Source organism: Roseateles saccharophilus, assembly GCF_004342485.1.
In the GTDB taxonomy this organism is placed as follows: Bacteria; Pseudomonadota; Gammaproteobacteria; order Burkholderiales; family Burkholderiaceae_C; genus Pelomonas; species Pelomonas saccharophila.
Window position 1 is genome coordinate 24,531 of the sequence record NZ_SMBU01000020.1, and the last position, 18,907, is coordinate 43,437.

At 67.3% G+C, this 18,907-nt stretch carries 16 protein-coding genes; 9 read left to right on the forward strand and 7 right to left on the reverse strand.

Features of this window, described 5'->3' with window-relative positions; all coding sequences use genetic code 11:
• Positions 1 to 36: 36 nt before the first annotated feature.
• The 8 genes from EV671_RS16205 (at position 37) to rfbC (ending at position 8,629) form a co-directional block, all read left to right on the forward strand.
• Positions 37 to 1,425, forward strand: a complete 1,389-nt coding sequence (locus tag EV671_RS16205) for an undecaprenyl-phosphate glucose phosphotransferase (protein ID WP_207911178.1) — start codon at positions 37 to 39, stop codon at positions 1,423 to 1,425.
• The gene (locus EV671_RS16210; RefSeq protein ID WP_132573586.1) at positions 1,415 to 2,662 is read left to right on the forward strand and encodes a porin family protein; all 1,248 of its coding nucleotides are present in this window, start codon (positions 1,415 to 1,417) and stop codon (positions 2,660 to 2,662) included. Before EV671_RS16205 ends, EV671_RS16210 begins: the two co-directional genes overlap by 11 nt.
• Positions 2,663 to 2,673: 11 nt before the next feature.
• Positions 2,674 to 3,687 (forward strand): UDP-glucose 4-epimerase GalE, encoded by a 1,014-nt coding sequence (gene galE / locus EV671_RS16215; RefSeq protein WP_132573588.1) that lies wholly within the window; start codon positions 2,674 to 2,676, stop codon positions 3,685 to 3,687.
• 15 nt (positions 3,688 to 3,702) lie between these two features.
• Entirely contained in the window at positions 3,703 to 5,148 is a 1,446-nt protein-coding gene (locus EV671_RS16220) for a mannose-1-phosphate guanylyltransferase/mannose-6-phosphate isomerase (RefSeq protein WP_243655765.1), read from the forward strand.
• An 87-nt stretch (positions 5,149 to 5,235) separates the two neighbouring features.
• Positions 5,236 to 6,291 carry a dTDP-glucose 4,6-dehydratase gene (gene rfbB / locus EV671_RS16225; RefSeq protein ID WP_132573590.1) on the forward strand — a complete coding sequence of 352 codons (1,056 nt, stop codon included), beginning with the start codon at positions 5,236 to 5,238 and terminating at the stop codon, positions 6,289 to 6,291.
• A 4-nt stretch (positions 6,292 to 6,295) separates the two neighbouring features.
• Positions 6,296 to 7,177 (forward strand): dTDP-4-dehydrorhamnose reductase, encoded by an 882-nt coding sequence (rfbD, locus tag EV671_RS16230; RefSeq protein WP_132573592.1) that lies wholly within the window; start codon positions 6,296 to 6,298, stop codon positions 7,175 to 7,177.
• 10 nt (positions 7,178 to 7,187) lie between these two features.
• Positions 7,188 to 8,072, forward strand: a complete 885-nt coding sequence (gene rfbA, locus EV671_RS16235; RefSeq protein WP_132573594.1) for a glucose-1-phosphate thymidylyltransferase RfbA — start codon at positions 7,188 to 7,190, stop codon at positions 8,070 to 8,072.
• Between the two features lie 5 nt (positions 8,073 to 8,077).
• A complete protein-coding gene (gene rfbC / locus EV671_RS16240; RefSeq protein ID WP_132573596.1) occupies positions 8,078 to 8,629 on the forward strand; it encodes a dTDP-4-dehydrorhamnose 3,5-epimerase in 552 nt (183 codons plus the stop codon).
• Between the two features lie 106 nt (positions 8,630 to 8,735).
• On the opposite strand, the gene EV671_RS16245 is transcribed toward rfbC, so the two are convergent.
• Positions 8,736 to 9,581 (reverse strand): undecaprenyl-diphosphate phosphatase, encoded by an 846-nt coding sequence (locus tag EV671_RS16245; RefSeq protein WP_132573598.1) that lies wholly within the window; start codon positions 9,579 to 9,581, stop codon positions 8,736 to 8,738.
• A gap of 251 nt (positions 9,582 to 9,832) precedes the next feature.
• The gene (locus EV671_RS16250) at positions 9,833 to 12,235 is read right to left on the reverse strand and encodes a hypothetical protein (protein WP_132573600.1); all 2,403 of its coding nucleotides are present in this window, start codon (positions 12,233 to 12,235) and stop codon (positions 9,833 to 9,835) included.
• A gap of 155 nt (positions 12,236 to 12,390) precedes the next feature.
• Here EV671_RS16250 and EV671_RS16255 point away from each other — a divergent pair, with 155 nt between their 5' ends.
• Positions 12,391 to 13,371 (forward strand): Bug family tripartite tricarboxylate transporter substrate binding protein, encoded by a 981-nt coding sequence (locus EV671_RS16255; RefSeq protein WP_243655766.1) that lies wholly within the window; start codon positions 12,391 to 12,393, stop codon positions 13,369 to 13,371.
• A gap of 34 nt (positions 13,372 to 13,405) precedes the next feature.
• On the opposite strand, the gene EV671_RS16260 is transcribed toward EV671_RS16255, so the two are convergent.
• The 5 genes from EV671_RS16260 to EV671_RS16280 all read right to left on the reverse strand — a co-directional run bounded on the left by EV671_RS16260 (position 13,406) and on the right by EV671_RS16280 (position 18,884).
• A complete protein-coding gene (locus tag EV671_RS16260) occupies positions 13,406 to 14,731 on the reverse strand; it encodes a UDP-glucose dehydrogenase family protein (protein ID WP_132573604.1) in 1,326 nt (441 codons plus the stop codon).
• 65 nt (positions 14,732 to 14,796) lie between these two features.
• On the reverse strand, positions 14,797 to 15,804 hold the full coding sequence (locus EV671_RS16265; RefSeq protein WP_132573606.1) for an NAD-dependent epimerase: 1,008 nt from the start codon (positions 15,802 to 15,804) through the stop codon (positions 14,797 to 14,799).
• A gap of 38 nt (positions 15,805 to 15,842) precedes the next feature.
• Entirely contained in the window at positions 15,843 to 16,568 is a 726-nt protein-coding gene (locus EV671_RS16270; RefSeq protein WP_132573608.1) for a WecB/TagA/CpsF family glycosyltransferase, read from the reverse strand.
• A gap of 16 nt (positions 16,569 to 16,584) precedes the next feature.
• Positions 16,585 to 17,739 carry a glycosyltransferase family 4 protein gene (locus tag EV671_RS16275; protein WP_132573610.1) on the reverse strand — a complete coding sequence of 385 codons (1,155 nt, stop codon included), beginning with the start codon at positions 17,737 to 17,739 and terminating at the stop codon, positions 16,585 to 16,587.
• Positions 17,736 to 18,884 carry a glycosyltransferase family 4 protein gene (locus EV671_RS16280; protein WP_132573612.1) on the reverse strand — a complete coding sequence of 383 codons (1,149 nt, stop codon included), beginning with the start codon at positions 18,882 to 18,884 and terminating at the stop codon, positions 17,736 to 17,738. The genes EV671_RS16275 and EV671_RS16280 overlap by 4 nt, the downstream gene beginning before the upstream one ends.
• Positions 18,885 to 18,907 lie beyond the last annotated feature (23 nt).

Here is an 18,907-nt window from a genome sequence, read left to right on the forward strand (position 1 = left end):
CCCAAGCGAGACGCCCTGGGGCCAGAAATCGCCACGATGTTCGAGGACCGCAGCTACAAAAGGACGTTCTACAGCGCACCGCAGTCGGTCGAGTCGCTGATTGCCGCCTTCCTCGAGCCCGGCATCATCGTGCTGACCTTCCTGGCCGTGAACGGGCATTTCGACGAGCCCGTCATGCGCCCGGCGCTGACGCTGTGCCTGCTGGTCTTCGCCCTCACCTTCCCGGGCCGCAATCGCTTCAACGACCACCCGGCCAGCGCGCTGGTGGACGTGCTGTCGTCCTGGCTGGTGCTGCTCGGCATCCTGCTGCTGTGCGGCTATGCGACGAGCAGCCTGCACTATTTCGAGGACGAGGTGCTGATCTGGTGGGCCTTCATCACGCCCGTCATCCAGATCGCCGCGATCGCGCTGGGCCGGCGTATCCAGCAGTGGCGGGCGCGCGACCCCGGCGCGCGGCGCACGGCCGTCGTCGTCGGCGCGGGGCCACTGGGCCACAAGGTCGCACGGGCGCTGCGCGACACCCAGGGCGTCGTCTGCATGGGCTATTTCGACGACCGCGGGCGCGAGCGCCTGCACCCCGACGCCGGCACCGAGCTGCTGGGCACGCTGGCCCAGCTCAGCGACTTCGTGCGCGACAAGGGCGTGCGCGAGGTCTACATCACGCTGCCGCTGGGCTCGCAGCCGCGCATCGTCGAGCTGCTGGAGCAGGTGCAGGGCACGACCGCCTCGCTGTTCTACGTGCCCGACGTGTTCGGCATCAGCATCATCCAGGGCCGGCTGCAGGACATCTCCGGCGTGCCGGTCGTGGGCATCTGCGAGACGCCCTTCACCGGCACCAACCAGCTGGTCAAGCGCATCAGCGACATCGCGCTGGCCGCGCTGATCCTGGTGCTGATCTCGCCGCTGCTGCTGCTCATCAGCCTGGGCGTCAAGCTCAGCTCGCCCGGCCCTGTCATCTTCAAGCAGCGCCGCAACGGCCTGGATGGCGACGAGATCATCGTCTACAAGTTCCGCTCGATGCGCGCGCTGGACAACGGCCATGTCGTCAAGCAGGCCACCAAGGACGACCCGCGCATCACGCGCTTCGGCGCCTTCATCCGCCGCACCTCGCTGGACGAGTTGCCGCAATTCATCAACGTTTTGCAGGGCCGCATGAGCATCGTGGGCCCGCGCCCGCATGCGGTCGCCCACAACGAGGAATACCGCAAGCTCATCAAGGCCTATATGGTGAGGCACAAGGTCAAGCCCGGCATCACCGGCTGGGCCCAGGTCAACGGCCTGCGCGGCGAGACCGACACCATCGACAAGATGAAGGCGCGTGTCGAATACGATCTCGAATACCTGCGCAACTGGTCGCTGGCCCTGGATTTGCAAATCATCCTGCGCACCGTGCGGCTGGTGGTGTTCGACCGACATGCCTATTAAGCCCCCCTGCTTCTTCCCGCGCCGGACCCTGCTGGCCGCCCTGACCGCCGCCGCAGCCCTGTCCCAGCCGGCGCAGGCCCAGACGGACGATTCGGCACCCTTCTACGTCGGCGGCTCGCTGGGCGTCTCGCATGTCTCCAACATCTACCGCCAGTCGGACGCGACCAACAGCGACACCGTCGTCAGCGCCGGGGTGCTTGGTGGCATCGACCATCGCTTCGGTCGTCAGCACCTGAAGGTAGACGGCTCGCTGCAGGACAACCGCTACCGCACCAACAGCACGCTGAACAACCAATCCCACTCGCTGAGCGCGGCGCTGGACTGGCAGACCGTCGGCGACCTGTCCGGAACTCTGAGCGCCAAGTCGGACCGCTCCCTGGCCGACTTCAACATCGGCAGCGGCATCGACCCCATCTTCAAGAAGAACACCGAAAGCAACGACGCCTACGACGCCGTCGCCCGGCTCGGCCTGGCCACGCGCTACAGCATCGAGGCCGGCTGGGCCTACCGCCGGCGCGACTTCAGCGCCGAGGAGTACGACCGCTTCGAGTTCCACCAGAACACGGCCTCGCTCGGCCTGTACGCGACGCCGGCCGGCAATGTCCGGCTGGGCCTGGTCGGCCGCCACACCAAGGGGCAGTACCCGCGCTACCCGGTGGGCGTCACCATCGATCCGCAGACCCTCAAGCTCGTCGTCGTCAGCGCCGTCAACGATTTCACCCGCGATGACCTGGACTTCACGACGCGCTGGAGCACCGGCGGCAGCAGCACGCTGGACACGCGCATCAGCCGCAGCCGCACCAGCAACAGCCTCAACGCGCTGAGCGGCTTCAGCGGCACGACGGGCGCCATCGGCTGGAACTGGCAGGCGACGGCCAAGATGCTGCTGAACCTGCAGTATTCGCGCGACACCGGACAGGAAAGCCAGGTCCGCGCGGCCGACGTGAACCGCCTCTACACGACCTGGCAGGTGGGCGGCAGCTATGCGCTGTCCGGCAAGCTCAGCCTCAACGCCAGCGCCAGCGCCAATCGCAACCACCGCTCCGGCAACCCTGGCGTCAACGTGTTCGACACCTTCGAGAACAATCAGTTCTACAACCTCGGCCTGCGCTGGGCCTTCTCGCGCAGCTTCAGCCTGGGCTGCCAGTACGACCATGCAAGCCGCGACAGCAGCGTGCCGCAATACGTCTACCGCGCCAGCAGCTTCGGCTGCACCGGCCAGGCCATCCTGTACTGATCGGAGTTCCGATGACCACCGTCCTGCTCACCGGCGCAGCCGGCTATATCGCCTCGCACACCTGGCTGGCCCTGCAACGGGCCGGCTACCGCGTCGTCGGCGTCGACAACTTCGCCAACAGCTCGCCCGTGGTGCTGGAGCGCCTGGCCGAACTGGCCTCGGCCCCGATCGAATTCGAGCGCGCCGACGTCTGCGACTCGGCGATGCTGGACGAGGTCTTCGTCAGCTACCGGCCGGCCGCCGTCGTGCATTTCGCGGCCTACAAGGCGGTCGGCGAATCGGTCAGCCAGCCGCTGGCCTATTACCGCAACAACCTCGGCGGCCTCGTCAACACCTGCGAGGCGATGAAGCGCCACGGCTGCCTGCGCATGGTCTTCAGCTCCAGCGCCACCGTCTACGGCGCACCGGAACAGCTGCCCCTGCGCGAGGACGCGCCGACCTCGGCCACCAACCCCTATGGTGCGACCAAGCTGATGGGTGAGCAGATCCTGCGCGACCTGGGCGTTGCCGATCCGGCCTGGCAGACCGCGTGCCTGCGCTACTTCAACCCGGTCGGTGCGCACGAGAGCGGGCGCATCGGCGAGGACCCGCGCGGCACGCCCAACAACCTGATGCCCTACGTCGCCCAGGTGGCCGTGGGCCGGCGCGACAAGCTGTCGGTCTTCGGCAGCGACTATCCGACGCCCGACGGCACCGGCGTGCGCGACTACATCCATGTGACCGACCTCGCCGAGGGCCATGTCGCGGCCCTGCGCCGCCTCCTCGACACGCCCGGCTCGCTGACGGTCAACCTCGGCACGGGCCGCGGCTACAGTGTGCTCGAGCTCGTGCGCGCCTACGAAGCGGCCAGCGGCCGCAACGTGCCCTATGAACTCGTCGCACGCCGCCCCGGCGACGTGGCGGCCTGCTTTGCCGACCCGGCGCTGGCGCGCGAACTGCTCGGCTGGGAGGCCAGGCTCGATCTCGCCCGCATGTGCGAGGACAGCTGGCGCTGGCAGCAACTCAATCCTCACGGCTTCAACTGAAAAGAACTACACGCCATGTCATCCAACAAGATCCCCGTCCTGCCCGTCATCATGGCCGGCGGCTCCGGCACGCGGCTGTGGCCGCTGTCGCGGGCCGGCTATCCCAAGCAGTTCCTCGTGCTGTCCGGCAACGAGAGCCTGTTCCAGCTCGCCGCCCGCCGCCTCGCGGCCCTGGCTTCGCCCGAGTTCGAGCTCGGCGCCCCCTGCATCGTCGGCAATGACGAGCACCGCTTCCTCGTGCTGGACCAGCTCCGCGAGGTCAGGCTCGAGCCCAGCAGCGTGCTGCTGGAACCGATGGGCCGCAACACCGCGCCGGCGCTGACGCTGGCCGCGCTGGCCGCACTGGAGGACGGTGCCGACCCCGTCCTCGTCGTCACACCGGCCGACCAGACCGTCACCGACGCCGCCGCGTTCACGGCCGCGCTGCAGCAAGCCGTGCGCATCGCGGCCGAAGGCGCAATCGCCATCCTCGGCATCACTCCCGACCGGCCCGAGACCGGCTACGGCTATATCCGCACGACGGCCGACGCCGCCGGCCTGGCCGTGGCCCAGTTCGTCGAGAAGCCCGACCTCGAGACCGCGCAGCGCTACCTGGCCGAAGGCGGCTACTACTGGAACAGCGGCATGTTCGTGCTGCGCGCCAGCGTGTGGGTGAAGGCCCTGGAGCGCTTCCGCCCCGACATCGCCGCGGCCACCCGCGCAGCCTGGGTCGCGCGCAAGACGGACGCCAAGTTCGTGCGCCCGGGCAAGGCCGAGTTCGCCGCCGTGCCGAGCGAATCGGTGGACTACGCCGTCATGGAGCGCTGCCCTGGCACCGACATCCCGCTGCGCATGGTGGCGCTGGACGCCGGCTGGAACGACCTCGGCGCCTGGGAGGCCGTCTGGCAGGTCGCGGACAAGGACGAGGCCGGCAACGCCTTCGTCGGCGACGCACTGATCGCCGACAGCCGCAACACCCTGGTCCACGCCACCAGCCGCCTGGTCGGCGTCGTCGGCCTGACCGACATCGTGGTCGTCGAGACGCCCGATGCCGTGCTGGTCAGCGACCGCTCGCGCAGCCAGGAGGTCAAGCAGATCGTCAACCGCCTCGGCGCCGAACAGCGCGGCGAGCATGCGCTGCACCGCAAGGTGCACCGGCCCTGGGGCTGGTATGACAGCATCGACCATGGCGAGCGCTTCCAGGTCAAGCGCATCATGGTCAAGCCGGGCGCGGCGCTGAGCCTGCAGATGCACCACCACCGCGCGGAGCACTGGATCGTCGTCAGCGGCACGGCCGAGATCGTCAACGGCGACAAGACCATCCTGCTGACCGAGAACCAGAGCACCTATATCCCGCTGGGCCAGACCCACCGCCTCGCCAACCCGGGCAAAGTGCCGCTGGAGATCATCGAGGTCCAGTCGGGCTCCTACCTCGGCGAGGACGACATCGTCCGCTTCGAAGATACCTACGGCAGGGCATGACCGCCTACCGGCTTCGGCTTGCCAAGGGTGCCGCTTGGGAAGGCCCAGGCGGCGACAATCGCGAGAAATAACAGCAGACACGTCTCCATGACCATTCTTGTAACCGGCGGCGCCGGCTTCATCGGCAGCAACTTCGTGCTGGACTGGCTGCGCCAGTCCGACGAAACCGTCGTCAACCTCGATGCGCTGACCTACGCCGGCAATCTGGAAAACCTCGGCAGCCTGGATGGCGACTCACGCCACGTCTTCGTGAAGGGCGACATCTGCGATCGCGCCCTGGTCGACAGTCTGCTCGCCACGCGCAAGCCACGCGCCATCGTGCACTTCGCGGCCGAGAGCCATGTGGACCGCTCCATCCATGGCCCCGGCGCCTTCATGAAGACGAATGTCGAGGGCACGTTCACGCTGCTCGAGGCGGCGCGGGCCTACTGGAGCGCGCTCGAGGGCGAGGCCAAGGCAGCCTTTCGCTTCCACCATGTCTCGACCGACGAGGTCTACGGCTCGCTCAAGCCCTCGGACCCGCCCTTCGCCGAGACCAACCCCTACGAGCCCAATAGCCCCTACTCGGCCAGCAAGGCCGCCAGCGACCACCTCGTGCGCGCCTGGCACCACACCTACGGCCTGCCGGTCGTCACGACCAACTGCTCGAACAACTACGGGCCCTATCACTTCCCGGAGAAGCTGATCCCGCTGATGATCGTCAACGCGCTCGCCGGCAAGCCCCTGCCTGTCTATGGCGACGGCCAGCAGATCCGCGACTGGCTCTACGTCACCGACCACTGCAGCGGCATCCGCGCCGTGCTGGCCGGCGGCAGGCCCGGCGAGACCTACAACATCGGCGGCTGGAACGAGAAGGCCAACATCGACATCGTCAAGACGGTCTGCGCACTGCTCGACGAACTCCGCCCTGCGCCCGAAGGCTCCTACGCCCGCCTGATCACCTATGTGAAGGACCGCCCGGGACACGACCGCCGCTACGCCATCGACGCACGCAAGATCGAGCGCGAACTCGGCTGGCGCCCCGCCGAGACCTTCGAGACCGGCATCCGCAAGACGGTGCAGTGGTACCTCAACCACCCCGACTGGGCTGCGCGCGTGCAGAGCGGCGCCTACCGCGACTGGGTCGCCAAGCAATACAGCTGAAGCGATGAAGATTCTTCTTCTGGGCCCCGGCGGCCAGGTCGGCTGGGAGCTGCAGCGCTCGCTGGCCGTCGCCGGTGAGGTCGTCACGCTGGACCGCCGTCAGGGCGGCGACCTCGCCAACGGCGAGGCCCTGCTGGCGGCCGTACAGGCGGTGGCGCCCCAGGTCATCGTCAATGCCGCGGCCTACACGGCCGTCGACAAGGCCGAGAGCGAGCCCGAGCTGGCCCGCGCCATCAATGCCCGCGCGCCCGCCCTGCTGTCCATCGAGGCCCGCCGCACCGGCGCGCTGCTGCTGCACTACTCGACCGATTACGTCTTCGACGGCAGCGGCGACCGCCCGCGCGACGAAGAAGCCGCCATCGCGCCGCTGAGCGTCTACGGCAGCACCAAGGCCGAAGGCGAGGACGCGATCCGCGCCAGTGGCTGCCAGCACCTGATCCTGCGCACCAGCTGGGTCTATGCGGCGCGCGGCGGCAACTTCGCCAAGACCATGCTGCGCCTGGCCGCCGAGCGCGAGCAGCTCAAGGTCATTGCCGACCAGATCGGTGCACCGACCGGCGCCGACCTGCTGGCCGACCTGTCCGTGCACATGCTGCGCGCCGCACGCGTGAACCCGGCGCTGACCGGCACCTATCACGCGGTGGCCGGCGGCGAGACGAGCTGGCATGCCTATGCCTGCTTCGTCATCGAGTTCGCACGCCAGCGCGGTAAGCCTCTGAAGGTCGCGCCGGACCAGATCCTCGCCATCCCGACCAGCGACTACCCGACGCCGGCCCGACGCCCGCTGAACTCACGCCTGTCCACCGCCAAGCTGCAGCAGCGCTTCGGCCTGACGCTGCCGCACTGGCAGCAGGGCGTCGAGCGCATGCTGAACGAAATCCTCTGAAAGACCTTCCATGAAGAACCGCAAGGGCATCATCCTCGCCGGAGGCTCCGGCACGCGGCTGCATCCGGCGACTCTCGCGGTCAGCAAGCAGCTGCTGCCGGTCTACGACAAGCCCATGGTCTATTACCCGCTGAGCACGCTGATGCTCGCGGGCATCCGCGACATCCTCTTGATCAGCACGCCGCAGGACACGCCGCGCTTCGAGGCCCTGTTCGGCGACGGCTCGCGCTGGGGCCTGAACATCAGCTACTGCGTGCAACCCAGCCCCGACGGCCTGGCCCAGGCCTTCATCCTCGGCCGCAACTTCGTTGATGACTCGCCCAGCGCCCTCGTGCTCGGCGACAACATCTTCTACGGCCACGATTTCGCCGGCCTGCTCGGCAATGCCACCGGCCGCGATGGCGGCGCCAGCGTCTTCGCCTATCACGTGCATGACCCGGAGCGCTATGGCGTCGTCGAGTTCGACGCGGCCCAGCGCGCGTTGTCCATCGAAGAGAAGCCCAAGGTTCCGAAGAGCAACTACGCCGTCACGGGCCTGTACTTCTACGACGAGCAGGTCTGCGACATCGCGGCCAGCATCAAGCCCAGCGCGCGCGGCGAGCTGGAGATCACCGACGTCAATGCCCAGTACCTGCGCCAGGGCCAGCTCAACGTCGAGATCATGGGCCGCGGCTATGCCTGGCTGGACACCGGTACGCACGACAGCCTGCTGGAGGCCGGCCAGTTCATCGCAACGCTTGAAAAGCGCCAGGGCCTGAAGGTGGCCTGCCCTGAGGAAATCGCCTTCCGATCCGGCTGGATCGACGCCGGCCAGCTCGAGGACCTGGCCCGGCCGCTGATCAAGAACGGCTACGGCCAATACCTGCTCAAGCTGCTGACCGAAAAAGCCTTCTGATCCCGATGCAAGTCACACCCACCGCCCTGCCCGAAGTCCTGCTGATCCAACCCAAGGTCTTCGGCGACGCTCGCGGCTTCTTCATGGAAAGCTGGAACGAGGCGCGCTTCAACGACGCGCTCGGCCACGAAGTTCATTTCGTGCAGGACAACCATTCGCGCTCGTCGCGCGGCGTGCTGCGCGGCCTGCACTACCAGTTGGCCCCGCATGCGCAGGGCAAGCTGGTGCGCTGCGTGTCCGGCGCCGTCTTCGATGTCGCCGTGGACATGCGCCGCTCCAGCCCGAATTTCGGGCGCTGGGTCGGCTTCGAGCTGTCTGCCGAGAACCAGCGCCAGATGTGGATTCCTCCGGGCTTCGCACACGGCTTCGTCGTCGTCAGCGAGACCGCCGACTTCCTCTACAAGACCAGCGGCCGCTATGCGCCCGAATGCGAAGGCGCCGTGCGCTGGGACGACCCCAGCATCGGCGTGGCTTGGCCGCTGGACGATATTACGCCGCAGCTGTCCACCAAGGACGTCGCCGCACCGCTGCTGGCCGACGCGAAGACTTTCGACTGAAGTTTCGCGTCGACCGAATGCTCCGGGGGCTGGAGGTAGCGATGCCGATCTGTTTCGTTGCTCGCGCTCACGTCACGGCCGGCTGCGAGGCGCGGGCTCGATGAGCTCAGTTGCCCAACCAGAAGACGAATGCGGCAGCCACAAGGCAATAGCCACCAAAGAAGTGCCAGCGATCGGTCTGCAGCCAGCGTGAAAGCCAACGCAGCGCGACGAGACCGGCGAGAAAGCTGAAGGCCGCGCCAAGCAGACTCGGCCCAATCCAGCTCATCGTCTGTTGCGCCTGGCCGGCAGGCATCGCGGCGTTGGCATGGACGATGCGCAGGACTTCCTTCACGATCACGGCCGGGGTCAGCACCACCGCGAGGGCAAAGCTGAATTCTTCGGCACGGTTGCGCGCAACGCCGCAAACGAGCCCGGTGGAGATCGTTGCACCCGAGCGCGAGAAGCCACGAAACGGCAGGCACAACCCCTGCACAGCGCCGATGATCAGGGCTCGCCCCGTCGACAGAGGCTGGGTGCCCTCGCGAATTCGCGACGACACGATGATCAACAGGCCGGCGGCGGCCAGCGCCGCGGCCATCAAACGGCTGTTGCCGAACAGGTGCTCGATCTCGAAGGTCGAGGGATTGGTCGCGAACTGGTGTTTGATCACGGCTTGCAAGCCAAGCCCCACGATGCCGGTTGCGACAGTCGCGACGGCCAGTTGGACAACGGTGCGGCTCAGCGCCTGCTTCGACGAGAAATAGGCCTGCTTCCAAGCCGTCCAGAAATAGACGATCACCGCGAACATGGTGCCGGTGTGCAGCATGACGAGTAGCAAGGTCATCTCTGGGCTGGTGGGGTCGAGCCCCATCAGTTTTTCGGCGGTGATGACATGGGCAGAGCTCGAGACGGGCAAAAGCTCGGCGATGCCCTGGATGACGGCCAGGATGACAATCTGCAAAACATTCATGGGGCAGCGGGGGCGAAATGAAGGCTCCTCCAACATGGGCTTGCAGAGGGCGCGCCATGATAGTTCGCCAGCATGGCTGCTCCAGCTCCGCGATGGCCCCAGGGGTGCGGGCACAGGCGCCGACCGCCATCGGACCCATTCAGCGACGCAGTGATGTCGACACGCGGCGCAAAGTCATCGCTGTCAGCCCTGTGCAATAGCCGCCAGCGATTTGCCCCGGACGGGTCGACAAGGCAGTCGGCCGGCCGAAATCAGCCGACAAAGCGGATGAACTGAGCCGAAGTCCAGACCTTGCTGTCGTCGCGCTGGCGCCCATGCACATAGACCGGGCGGTGGCCGAACGGCGCATTGGTGGCGTCGACCGTGAATTCACCGCTCACTTCCCTGGGCAGGGGCTGGTCGGTCAACCGCTCCAGCGCAACGAACAGCTCGGTGCCGCCGAGCTCCAGCCGCAATTCGCCGTCCCTCAGCAGGTCGGCGCCGGCCACCTCCCAATGCACGCTCGGTGCATGGACGAAGGGGTTGCGCTGGCGGGGATCCCCAACCTTGACGTACCCGTCGATCGTCACGTCGACGATCAATCGCAGGTGTTTCAGGTCGGAAACTTCGAGCTCGATGCTGTCGGCGTCACCATAGGTGTCGCTGTGAAACACGATGTCGGTCAGGCCCTCGCGCCAGCACGCTTCCTCGGCATGCTCGAAGCCGTGGCTGCCGAAGCGCAGCAAGGTGGCGCCCAGAACGCTCAAGCGGCCACGCCATGCCGCCCAGCGGTAGCGATCACGTATGCGTGAGCCCCCCCAGCGCAGGCGGATACGACGCTCGCTATAGCCGCACTCCGCATGCAGGTTGCGCCGCCAGATTGGCCCCGTGTGGTCGCAGATGAGGACTTCGTCCCAGCCAGCGTCTCCGAGGAAGCGGTATTGCAGCCGCGCCGGCCCCTCGTGGCTGAATTCGTCCCCCTGAAGATGGCCGCCACAGCTCAAAAACGCCGCGCTGTGCTCACCGGTGGTCGCCCAGGTGCGGCGTGCACGCAGGGCGCGGCCGACGCTGACGCGATCCAGCGTGTCGGCAATCACGCCGGTCAAGCCGCCGCGCACGCCGAAGACCTGCACGCCCGGCGCCCCACCCCCGGGGCGGCCTCTGTGCTCGTCGCCGCTCGCAGCCACGCCGATGCGATAGCCGCGCGAGATCACGTCGTGATAGAGCCACCCGAAATGCCCCCACGATGAGGCGATCTCCACGAGCCGCTCCAACTCGGGATGGTGCCAGTCAGGGATGTAGCGGCGCCCGCCGACATGCGGCATCACCAGATGCGTCTCGGCCTCGGCGACATAGGCCCCCCACAGTTCCTCCACGGGCCAGCGCCCAAGCTCAACGGCGTGGCTGCGCATGTCCTCATTCCAGAGCAGCGTACGGTTGTGCTCGCCGCGCGCGTTGTACGGGAAGTCCGGCTTCGTATCACCAAGGAACACCACGTTATGGTCGCCACCGGCCGTGGAACTGCCGCACCACTCCTGCACGGGGTAAGCGACGAACTTGCCAGGCTCGTTGACCGCCTCCACCGCCTGCAGGCCGAGCTGCCAGTTGTCATCGGTGATCTGGAAATCGTTGGCGGTGTAGCCGAGCACATCGATGCCACCGATGTCACGCGCGTAGGTGGCGTTGTAGGCGGGACTGTTCGTGCCCACCGTATCGTGCGCATGCACGTGCAGGTCTGCGTACAGCGCGCGCGGCGCCGGATGGTCGGCGGCGACGCTCAGCCAGGCGCGTGACGGCGCGATATCGGGCCGACTCTCGGCATGCACGTCGATGCGGTATTCGCCTGCAGGCAGTTGCAGATCCTCCACGCCCACGCTGGCCCACCCTGAGGCAGGCCAAGGCAGCAGATTGCTCTGCACCAGATCGTCGCCTCGATAAACGGCAATGCACGCCCGGCCATCTTTGACATGGCAGGGGTTGCCCCAGCGGTCCTGCAGCGTGATTCGCCAACGCGTGGAGACCCCGGGCTTCGCGAAGCGCGGTCCCTGCAGCGACACGCGCTCCGGCTTGCCGACGACCACCTTGATGCCAAGATCGCCCGGCACGGCGACGAAGCGCGAGGTGCCGAGCGGGTCCACGTAGGCTCTGAAGCGAAAGCCGTCCTCAACGAAGGTCTGCACGCGCGTGCCGGGCCCGCCACAGCGGCGATCACCGAGCCGCACGACGATGTGATCACCGGCATTGAGGTAGCCATCGACCACGTCAACGATCACCGCCTTCTGGAAAGGCCGCTCGTGCCCTTTCTGGTCGAAGCGCACGCTCAGCGCCTGCACGGTGGCGGGGGTCTGGCCCGGCAACAGCGGCGCAGCGCAGTACTCGGCAGAGATGTAGTTCGCTGCGGCCGGGTCGGTGGTCTGGAACAAGGCCCAGTCGGAATAGAACTTGAACGTCAGCTTGAACCAAGCACCGTCGGCGATGCCGGACGCGCCCACCTCGTAGTCGATGACGATCTCCTGCCAACTGCCCGCCTCGATCTCGTCCACATTGCAATGCAGGCGCCCGCCGAAGGGCAGCGACTTGATGCGCTCGTAGATGCCAACTGGCGCGTGGTGTGGCCCGAGCCGCTGCTTCAGCGACTCGGCATCGTTGCGAGTGTCGTGCGATGGCGATGTCATCGATCGGTGTCGTTGAAATTGATCCAGCAAATCCTAGGGGCGCTCGTCGGGGACCGCATCGCCGCAATGCGCATAAGCAAGGACCGAAATCGAGCTTCACGGCGAGGCCGGTCATCACGACGATCGCCGCCTCCCGAGTCTTCTGATCCTGGTTCATGTCCATCGCATCCGCTGCCTGCAGGTCCCTGGCAATGCTCGCCGCAACCCTCTTCGCAACCGCATGCGCCGCCCAGGCGGAGTCCTATCCGGCCAAGACCGTGCGTGTGGTGGTGCACAACAACCCGGGCAGCGCCCAGGACGTCGCGGCACGGCAAATCAGCCGTCGCCTCAGCGAGGCGTTCGGCAAGGCCTTCGTGGTGGACAACCGGCCCGGAGGCGGCGGCATCACGGGCACGGACGTGGTCGCCAGGGCAGCCGCTGACGGGCTTACGTTGCTCGTGGCCGGCGATGGGCCCATCACCATCCTGCCGAACCTGGGAACGTCGCTGCCGTACGACCCCCGGCGCGATCTGGTGCCCGTCGTGTCGCTGGGCGAAGTGGACTTCGTGCTGGTGACGCATCCGAAGACGGGCTGGCGCACGCTGGCCGACTTCGTGAATGCGGCACGTCAGCACCCCGGCCGCTACAACTACGCATCAGCGGGCAATGGCAGCCCACAGCATCTGGCAGCCGAGCAGCTGAAACAGGTGGCCGGCATACAGGTGACCCACATCCCCTATGGCGGGGGCCCCGCGGGTCTCACCGGCGTGCTCTCCCAGGACGTGGATGTGATGTTCATTGCGATCGCGCCGGCCTTGCAACTGATCCAGGGCGGCAAGCTGGTCGCGCTGGCCGTCGGCGGCGACAGCGCCGACCCCGTGCTGCCGGGCATACCGCCGGTGGCCAACACCTACAAGGGGTTTCGTGGCGGCACCTGGCTCGGCCTTTTTGCTCCGACCGGCACGCCACCGGCCGTGCTGCAGCGCCTGAGCGCCGAAACCACGCGCGCGCTCGCCGAGCCCTCGCTGCGTGGCCAACTGCTTGCACAAGGCATTCGCCCGACCGGCTACCAGCAACCACAGTTCCGGTTTGCGCTGGAGGCCGAGTCCAAAAAGTACGCGCTGCTGCTGAAGTCAGCCGGTATCCATGCCGATTGATGTCGGCACGAGTGGCGGACCTGCAAGTGCAGCCTCAGCCGCGGCCAATGCCCCGGTACTCGATCCCCAGCGTCTTCATCAGCTTGGGGTCGTAGAGATTGCGGCCGTCGAAGACCACGGGCGCCTTCAAGGTGCTCTTGATCGCGTCGAAGTCCGGCGTGCGGAACTCCTTCCACTCGGTCACGATCAGCAGCGCATCGGCGCCCTGCAACGCGGCTTCGGCGCGCTCGACCAGGCTCACGTCGTCGCGCGGGCCCAGCACGCGGGACGCTTCCGCCATTGACACCGGGTCGTAGGCCGCGACCGTCGCGCCGCGCTTCGTCAGCTCGTCAATGACGACCAGGGACGGCGCCTCGCGCATGTCGTCGGTGTTGGGCTTGAAGGCCAGGCCCCAGACCGCGAAGCGGCGGCCCTTCAGGTCCGCGCCGAAGCGCTCGACCACCTTGTCCACCAGCACGCGCTTCTGCCGCTCGTTGGCCTCTTCCACGGCCGTGAGCACCTTCAGCGGAATGCCGCTGTCGGCCGCCGTCCTCACCAGGGCCTTCACGTCCTTGGGGAAGCAGGAGCCGCCGTAGCCCGTGCCGGCATAGAGGAACTGGTAGCCGATGCGCGTGTCGCTGCCGATGCCGCGGCGCACCAGGTCGATGTCGGCGCCCACGCGCTCCGCCAGCAGTGCCAGCTCGTTCATGAAGCTGATGCGTGTGGCCAGCATCGCGTTGGCCGCGTACTTGGTGAGCTCCGCGCTGCGCACGTCCATCACCAGCATGCGGTCCTGGGTGCGGTTGAAGGGCGAGTAGATGGCGCGCATCAGCAGCGTGGCCTGCTCGTCGTCGGAGCCGATGATGACGCGGTCCGGCTTCATGAAGTCCTCGACGGCCGCGCCTTCCTTCAGGAACTCGGGGTTGGAGACAACCGCATATGGCGTGTCTCCGATGCCACGCTTGTCCAGCTCCTCCTGGATGGCTGCACGCACCTTGTCGGCCGTGCCGACCGGTACCGTGCTCTTGTCGACGATGACCTTGTAGTCCGTCATGCGCCGGCCGATCGAACGGGCCGCAGCGACGACGTACTGCAGGTCGGCCGAGCCATCCTCGTCCGGGGGCGTACCTACGCCCACGAAGAGCAGCGTGCCGTGTTGCACAGCATGGTCAACGTCCGTCGTGAACTGCAGGCGGCCTGCGGCCACATTGCGTTTCACCACTTCCTCCAGCCCCGGCTCGTGGATGGGGATGCCACCCTCGTTCAGGATCCGGATCTTCTCCGGGTTCACGTCCAGGCAGACGACGTGATTGCCCATCTCGGCCAGGCATGCGCCCGTAACCAAGCCCACATACCCAGCGCCGATGGCGGTGACTTTCATTGCTCGTCCTTGCTCAGAAGCGGTTCATGCGTTTGTAACGCGACAACGTGACAGGGACGTGGAGGTCAGACCTTGTAGTAGTTCCGGTACCAGGCGACGAAGCGCTGGATGCCCTCGGGCACGGGCATCGCGGGGCGGAACCCCGTCCAGGCCGCCAGCTCCTCCACGTCCGCGTGCGTGGCCGGCACGTCGCCGTCCTGCATGGGCAGGAAGTTCTTCACCGCCTCGCGGCCGACCGACTGCTCGATGGCCTCGATGAAGCTCATCAGCTGGATAGGCGCGTGGTTGCCGATGTTGAAGACGCGGTAGGGCGCGCTGGAGCGCGCCGGGTCGGCCTGATCGGGGTCGTAGCCGGGGTCCGCGGTCGCGGTGCGGTCCAGCACCCGCACGACGCCTTCGGCGATGTCGTCGATATAGGTGAAGTCGCGGATCATCTTGCCGTGGTTGAACACGTTGATGGGCCGCCCTTCGATGATGGCCTTGGTGAACAGGAACAGCGCCATGTCCGGCCGGCCCCAGGGCCCGTAGACCGTGAAGAAGCGCAGGCCCGTGGTGGGCAGCCCGAACAGATGCGAATAGGTGTGGGCCATCAGCTCGTTGGCCTTCTTCGTCGCGGCGTAGAGGCTGATGGGGTGGTCGACGCTGTGATGCTCCGAGAACGGCATCAGCGTGTTGCCGCCGTAGACGCTGGAGCTGGACGCATAGGCCAGATGCTGCACGCCACCGTGGCGGCAGCCTTCCAGGATGTTCGTGAAGCCGACGATGTTGCTGTCGATGTAGGCGTGCGGGTTCTCGATGGAATAGCGCACGCCGGCCTGGGCAGCGAGGTGCACAACGCGGTCGAAGCCCTGCTCGGCAAAGAGCTTGGCCATGCCTTCGCGGTCCGCCACGTCCATCTTCACGAAGCTGAAGCCGGGCTTGTCCGTCAGGCGAGCCAGGCGGTCATGCTTGAGCTGGGGCGAGTAGTAGTCGTTCAGGTTGTCCAGGCCGACGACCTGGTCACCGCGCGCCAGCAGGATCTGGCTGACGTGCATGCCGATGAAGCCGGCGGCGCCGGTGACGAGAACTTTCACTGCAGAACCCTCCTGAAGAGTCGAGGATTCTCGCCGCTTCAGCCGCGCATCAGTTGCTTGGCGGCCCCCCATATGAAGAGGCTGTTCGTCACCAGATAGCGTCGCCACAGCCGGCGCGGCTCACTGGCCAGGCGATGCAGCCATTCCAGGCCGCAGCGCTGCATCCAGGCCGGCGCGCGCCGGATCGTGCCGGCGTGGTAGTCGAAGGCCGCACCCACGCCCACCATCACCGCCTGCACCCGACCGCGTTGCGCCGCCATCCACAACTCCTGCTTGGGGCAGCCCAGCGAGACCCAGACCGTGCCAGCGCCCGAGGCGTTGATGGCCTCGATGTGGCGCGCCAGTTCCTCGGCCGTCGGCGCCCGAAACGGTGGCGACACCGCACCGGCGATGCGCAGGCCCGGGAAGGCCTCGCGCAGCCGCTGCTGCAGCAGCGCGAGCGTCGCCTCCGTGCCGCCGTAGAGATAGACCGCCTCGCCGCGCCGGCCGGCCTGCTCGCAATAGCGCCACATCAGGTCGGGCCCGTTGATGCGCTGCTGGTCGTCCACGCCCTGGCGCCGCATCATCCAGGCCACCGGCGCACCATCGGGCGTCACCATGTCGGCCTCGCTCAGCACACTGGCAAAGGCCGGATCGCGGCTGCCGGTCACGACCGAATGCGCATTGCTGATGCAGACATAGCGGCTCTCCCGTCCGGCTGCCCAACTGCCGATGCGGGCCAGGGCCTCGCCCCAGCTCAAGGCATCCAATGGTTGGCCAAGCACGGAAACTCGGCGGCGCTCAGTCACGTCGGGGCCCTTCCTGGATGGCGCTCTCGTAAATCGCCAACAGCTGCTCAAGATTGCGCGCTGCCGTGTAGCGGGCCTCGTAGACAGCCCGCGCGTTGGCACCCATGCGGACCAATTCTGCGGGATGCACGGCTGCCCAGCGCAACCGCTGCGCCAGCGCAGCGGGGCTGCCGGGCTCGAACAATAGGCCCGTCACGCGGTCTTCGACCAGTTCAGCCATTGCGCCCAGGCGGCTCGCGATGACCGGGAGCCCGCTGGCCATCGCCTCCACCAGGGTGCGCGGAAAGTTCTCGTACCAGACGCTCGGCAGCACCAACGCCGTGGCGCGCTGCATGGCAGACAACACCTCGGCCATCGGCCGCGGCCCCTGCAGCCGCAGACCCGGCGCCGCAGCCAGGTCGGCCTGCAACGGCCCCGAACCCAGCACATCCACCGTGACGCCGGCCAGGGCCGCCGCCGCCGCGAGCGTGTCCAAACCCTTCTCGGGCGACAGGCGCCCAACGAAGAGCAACCCTGCCCGCTCGCCCGCGGGCCCGGCCGGCAGGTCGACGAAATTGGGCTTGATCACCACGCGCTCGGCCGGCAGCCCGCCTTCGATGAACTTGGCTCGGCAGAACTCGTTCAACGCGATGAAACGGTTCACGCGCCGCCGCCAGGTGCCCAGGCCCCGGTGCAGGACCAGCATCCCGGCCAGCACCGTGCTCTGCGCCACCGATCCGCGGTAGCAGCCGCGCACCGCGCCACGCCAGGGCAGCCGCCCCACGCAGTCCTCGCACACCCGGCCCTCACGCAGCAGCATCGCCTGGGGGCACAGCAGGCGGAAGTTGTGCAGCGTCTGCACGACCGGCGCGCCCGCCTCGGCCGCCGCCCAATGAATGGCTGGCGACAGCAGAGGGAAGCTGTTGTGCACATGGACCACATCGGGCCGGAAGGCCTGGCACCGCGCGCGCATCTCCTGTGCCGCGGGCTGCGACCACAGCGTGCGCCGCACCAGGTCCAGCCGCCCTAGGCTCGCGATGTCGTCGTTGTGCGCTGCCAGCAGTTCCACCTCGTGGCCACCGCTGCGCAGCAGCGCCGCCTCGTCGGCCACGACGCTGTCCTCGCCGCCGCGGTGCTGATAGGCGTTGTGCGCGATCAGCACCTTCACGGCCGGCCCCTGCGGATCGGCGCAGCCAGGGCTCCCAGAACGCCCTGGGTGAATCGAGCCGACATCTCGGCAAGCGTGTAGCGCCCGGCATCCGCCAGGCAGGCATCGCGCATCGCCTGCAACCGCCGGCTGTCCGTCAGCAGAGCAACGCTGCCCTCGACATAGTCCTCCAGCGTATTTGCCGTCATCACACCATTGCGGCCAGATGAAAGATAGGAGATCTCCGGTGAATGCAGACCGCAATCGGTCGTGAGCATCGGCAAGCCCCCAGCAAAGCTGTCGAGGATGTTCAAGCCCACCAGACCGGGGTTGAGCATCACATCGGCCAAGGACGCCACCAAAGCCTTGTCTGCCCCTTTGCGTATGCCCATGGCCTTGATCCATGGAGCCGCAGCCGCGGCCGACTGGATCATGTCCTGTTGTGGGCCTCCGCCCACCACGACCAACGCGAATCCCGGCAGGCGCTGGCGGATCGCCTGCGCGGCCTCGAGCAGGAAGCCGATGCGCTTTTCCTCGTAAAGCGAGCCGAGATAAAGCCCCACCGGCCCGTCCCCCAGTCCGAGTTCGGCGCGTAGCGCTGCGCGCGCCTGTGGGGGTACCGCCGCGAACTGCGCGGCCAACTCCGTCGTGTCCACGGCGTTGTTCAGCACGGTGATCCGCTCTTGCGGAAAGCCCAGCGCCTTCACCAGATCGCGGCTCATCTCCGTGTAAGCCAGCCACCAGTCGGCTCGCAGCGCGACCCTGGCCTTGAATCGCTCCCGCAAGCTGCCGGCCTCGCCCTGCAGGTTGGCTCCGTGCCCCCACAACGCCACCCGACGCTGGCGGGCAAGAAACTGTTCGCCAAGATTGCAGATCAGCTTGTTCTCCGCCGTGATGACCGTCATGTCCACGCCTGCAGCGACGTGGGAGAAAGGCTGCCAGCACAACCTGCCGCCAAGGAAATAGCGCGTGGGAAGCCGCTCGGCCCAGTCCAGCACGCCGCTATCGCGCTTCGTCGCCTCCTCTGGCGTCGGGTCGCCATGGGCCAGCCTCAACGACACACCCGCCGACCGCAGATCGGCGCGCAGCATTTCGAAGAACGGTACTCGGTAATGGGTCAGGCGCCGCTGAACGACAAGCACCTGACGTGACGAGGCAGTGGTCATGGGCACTCGGTCCTGCAAAGGCG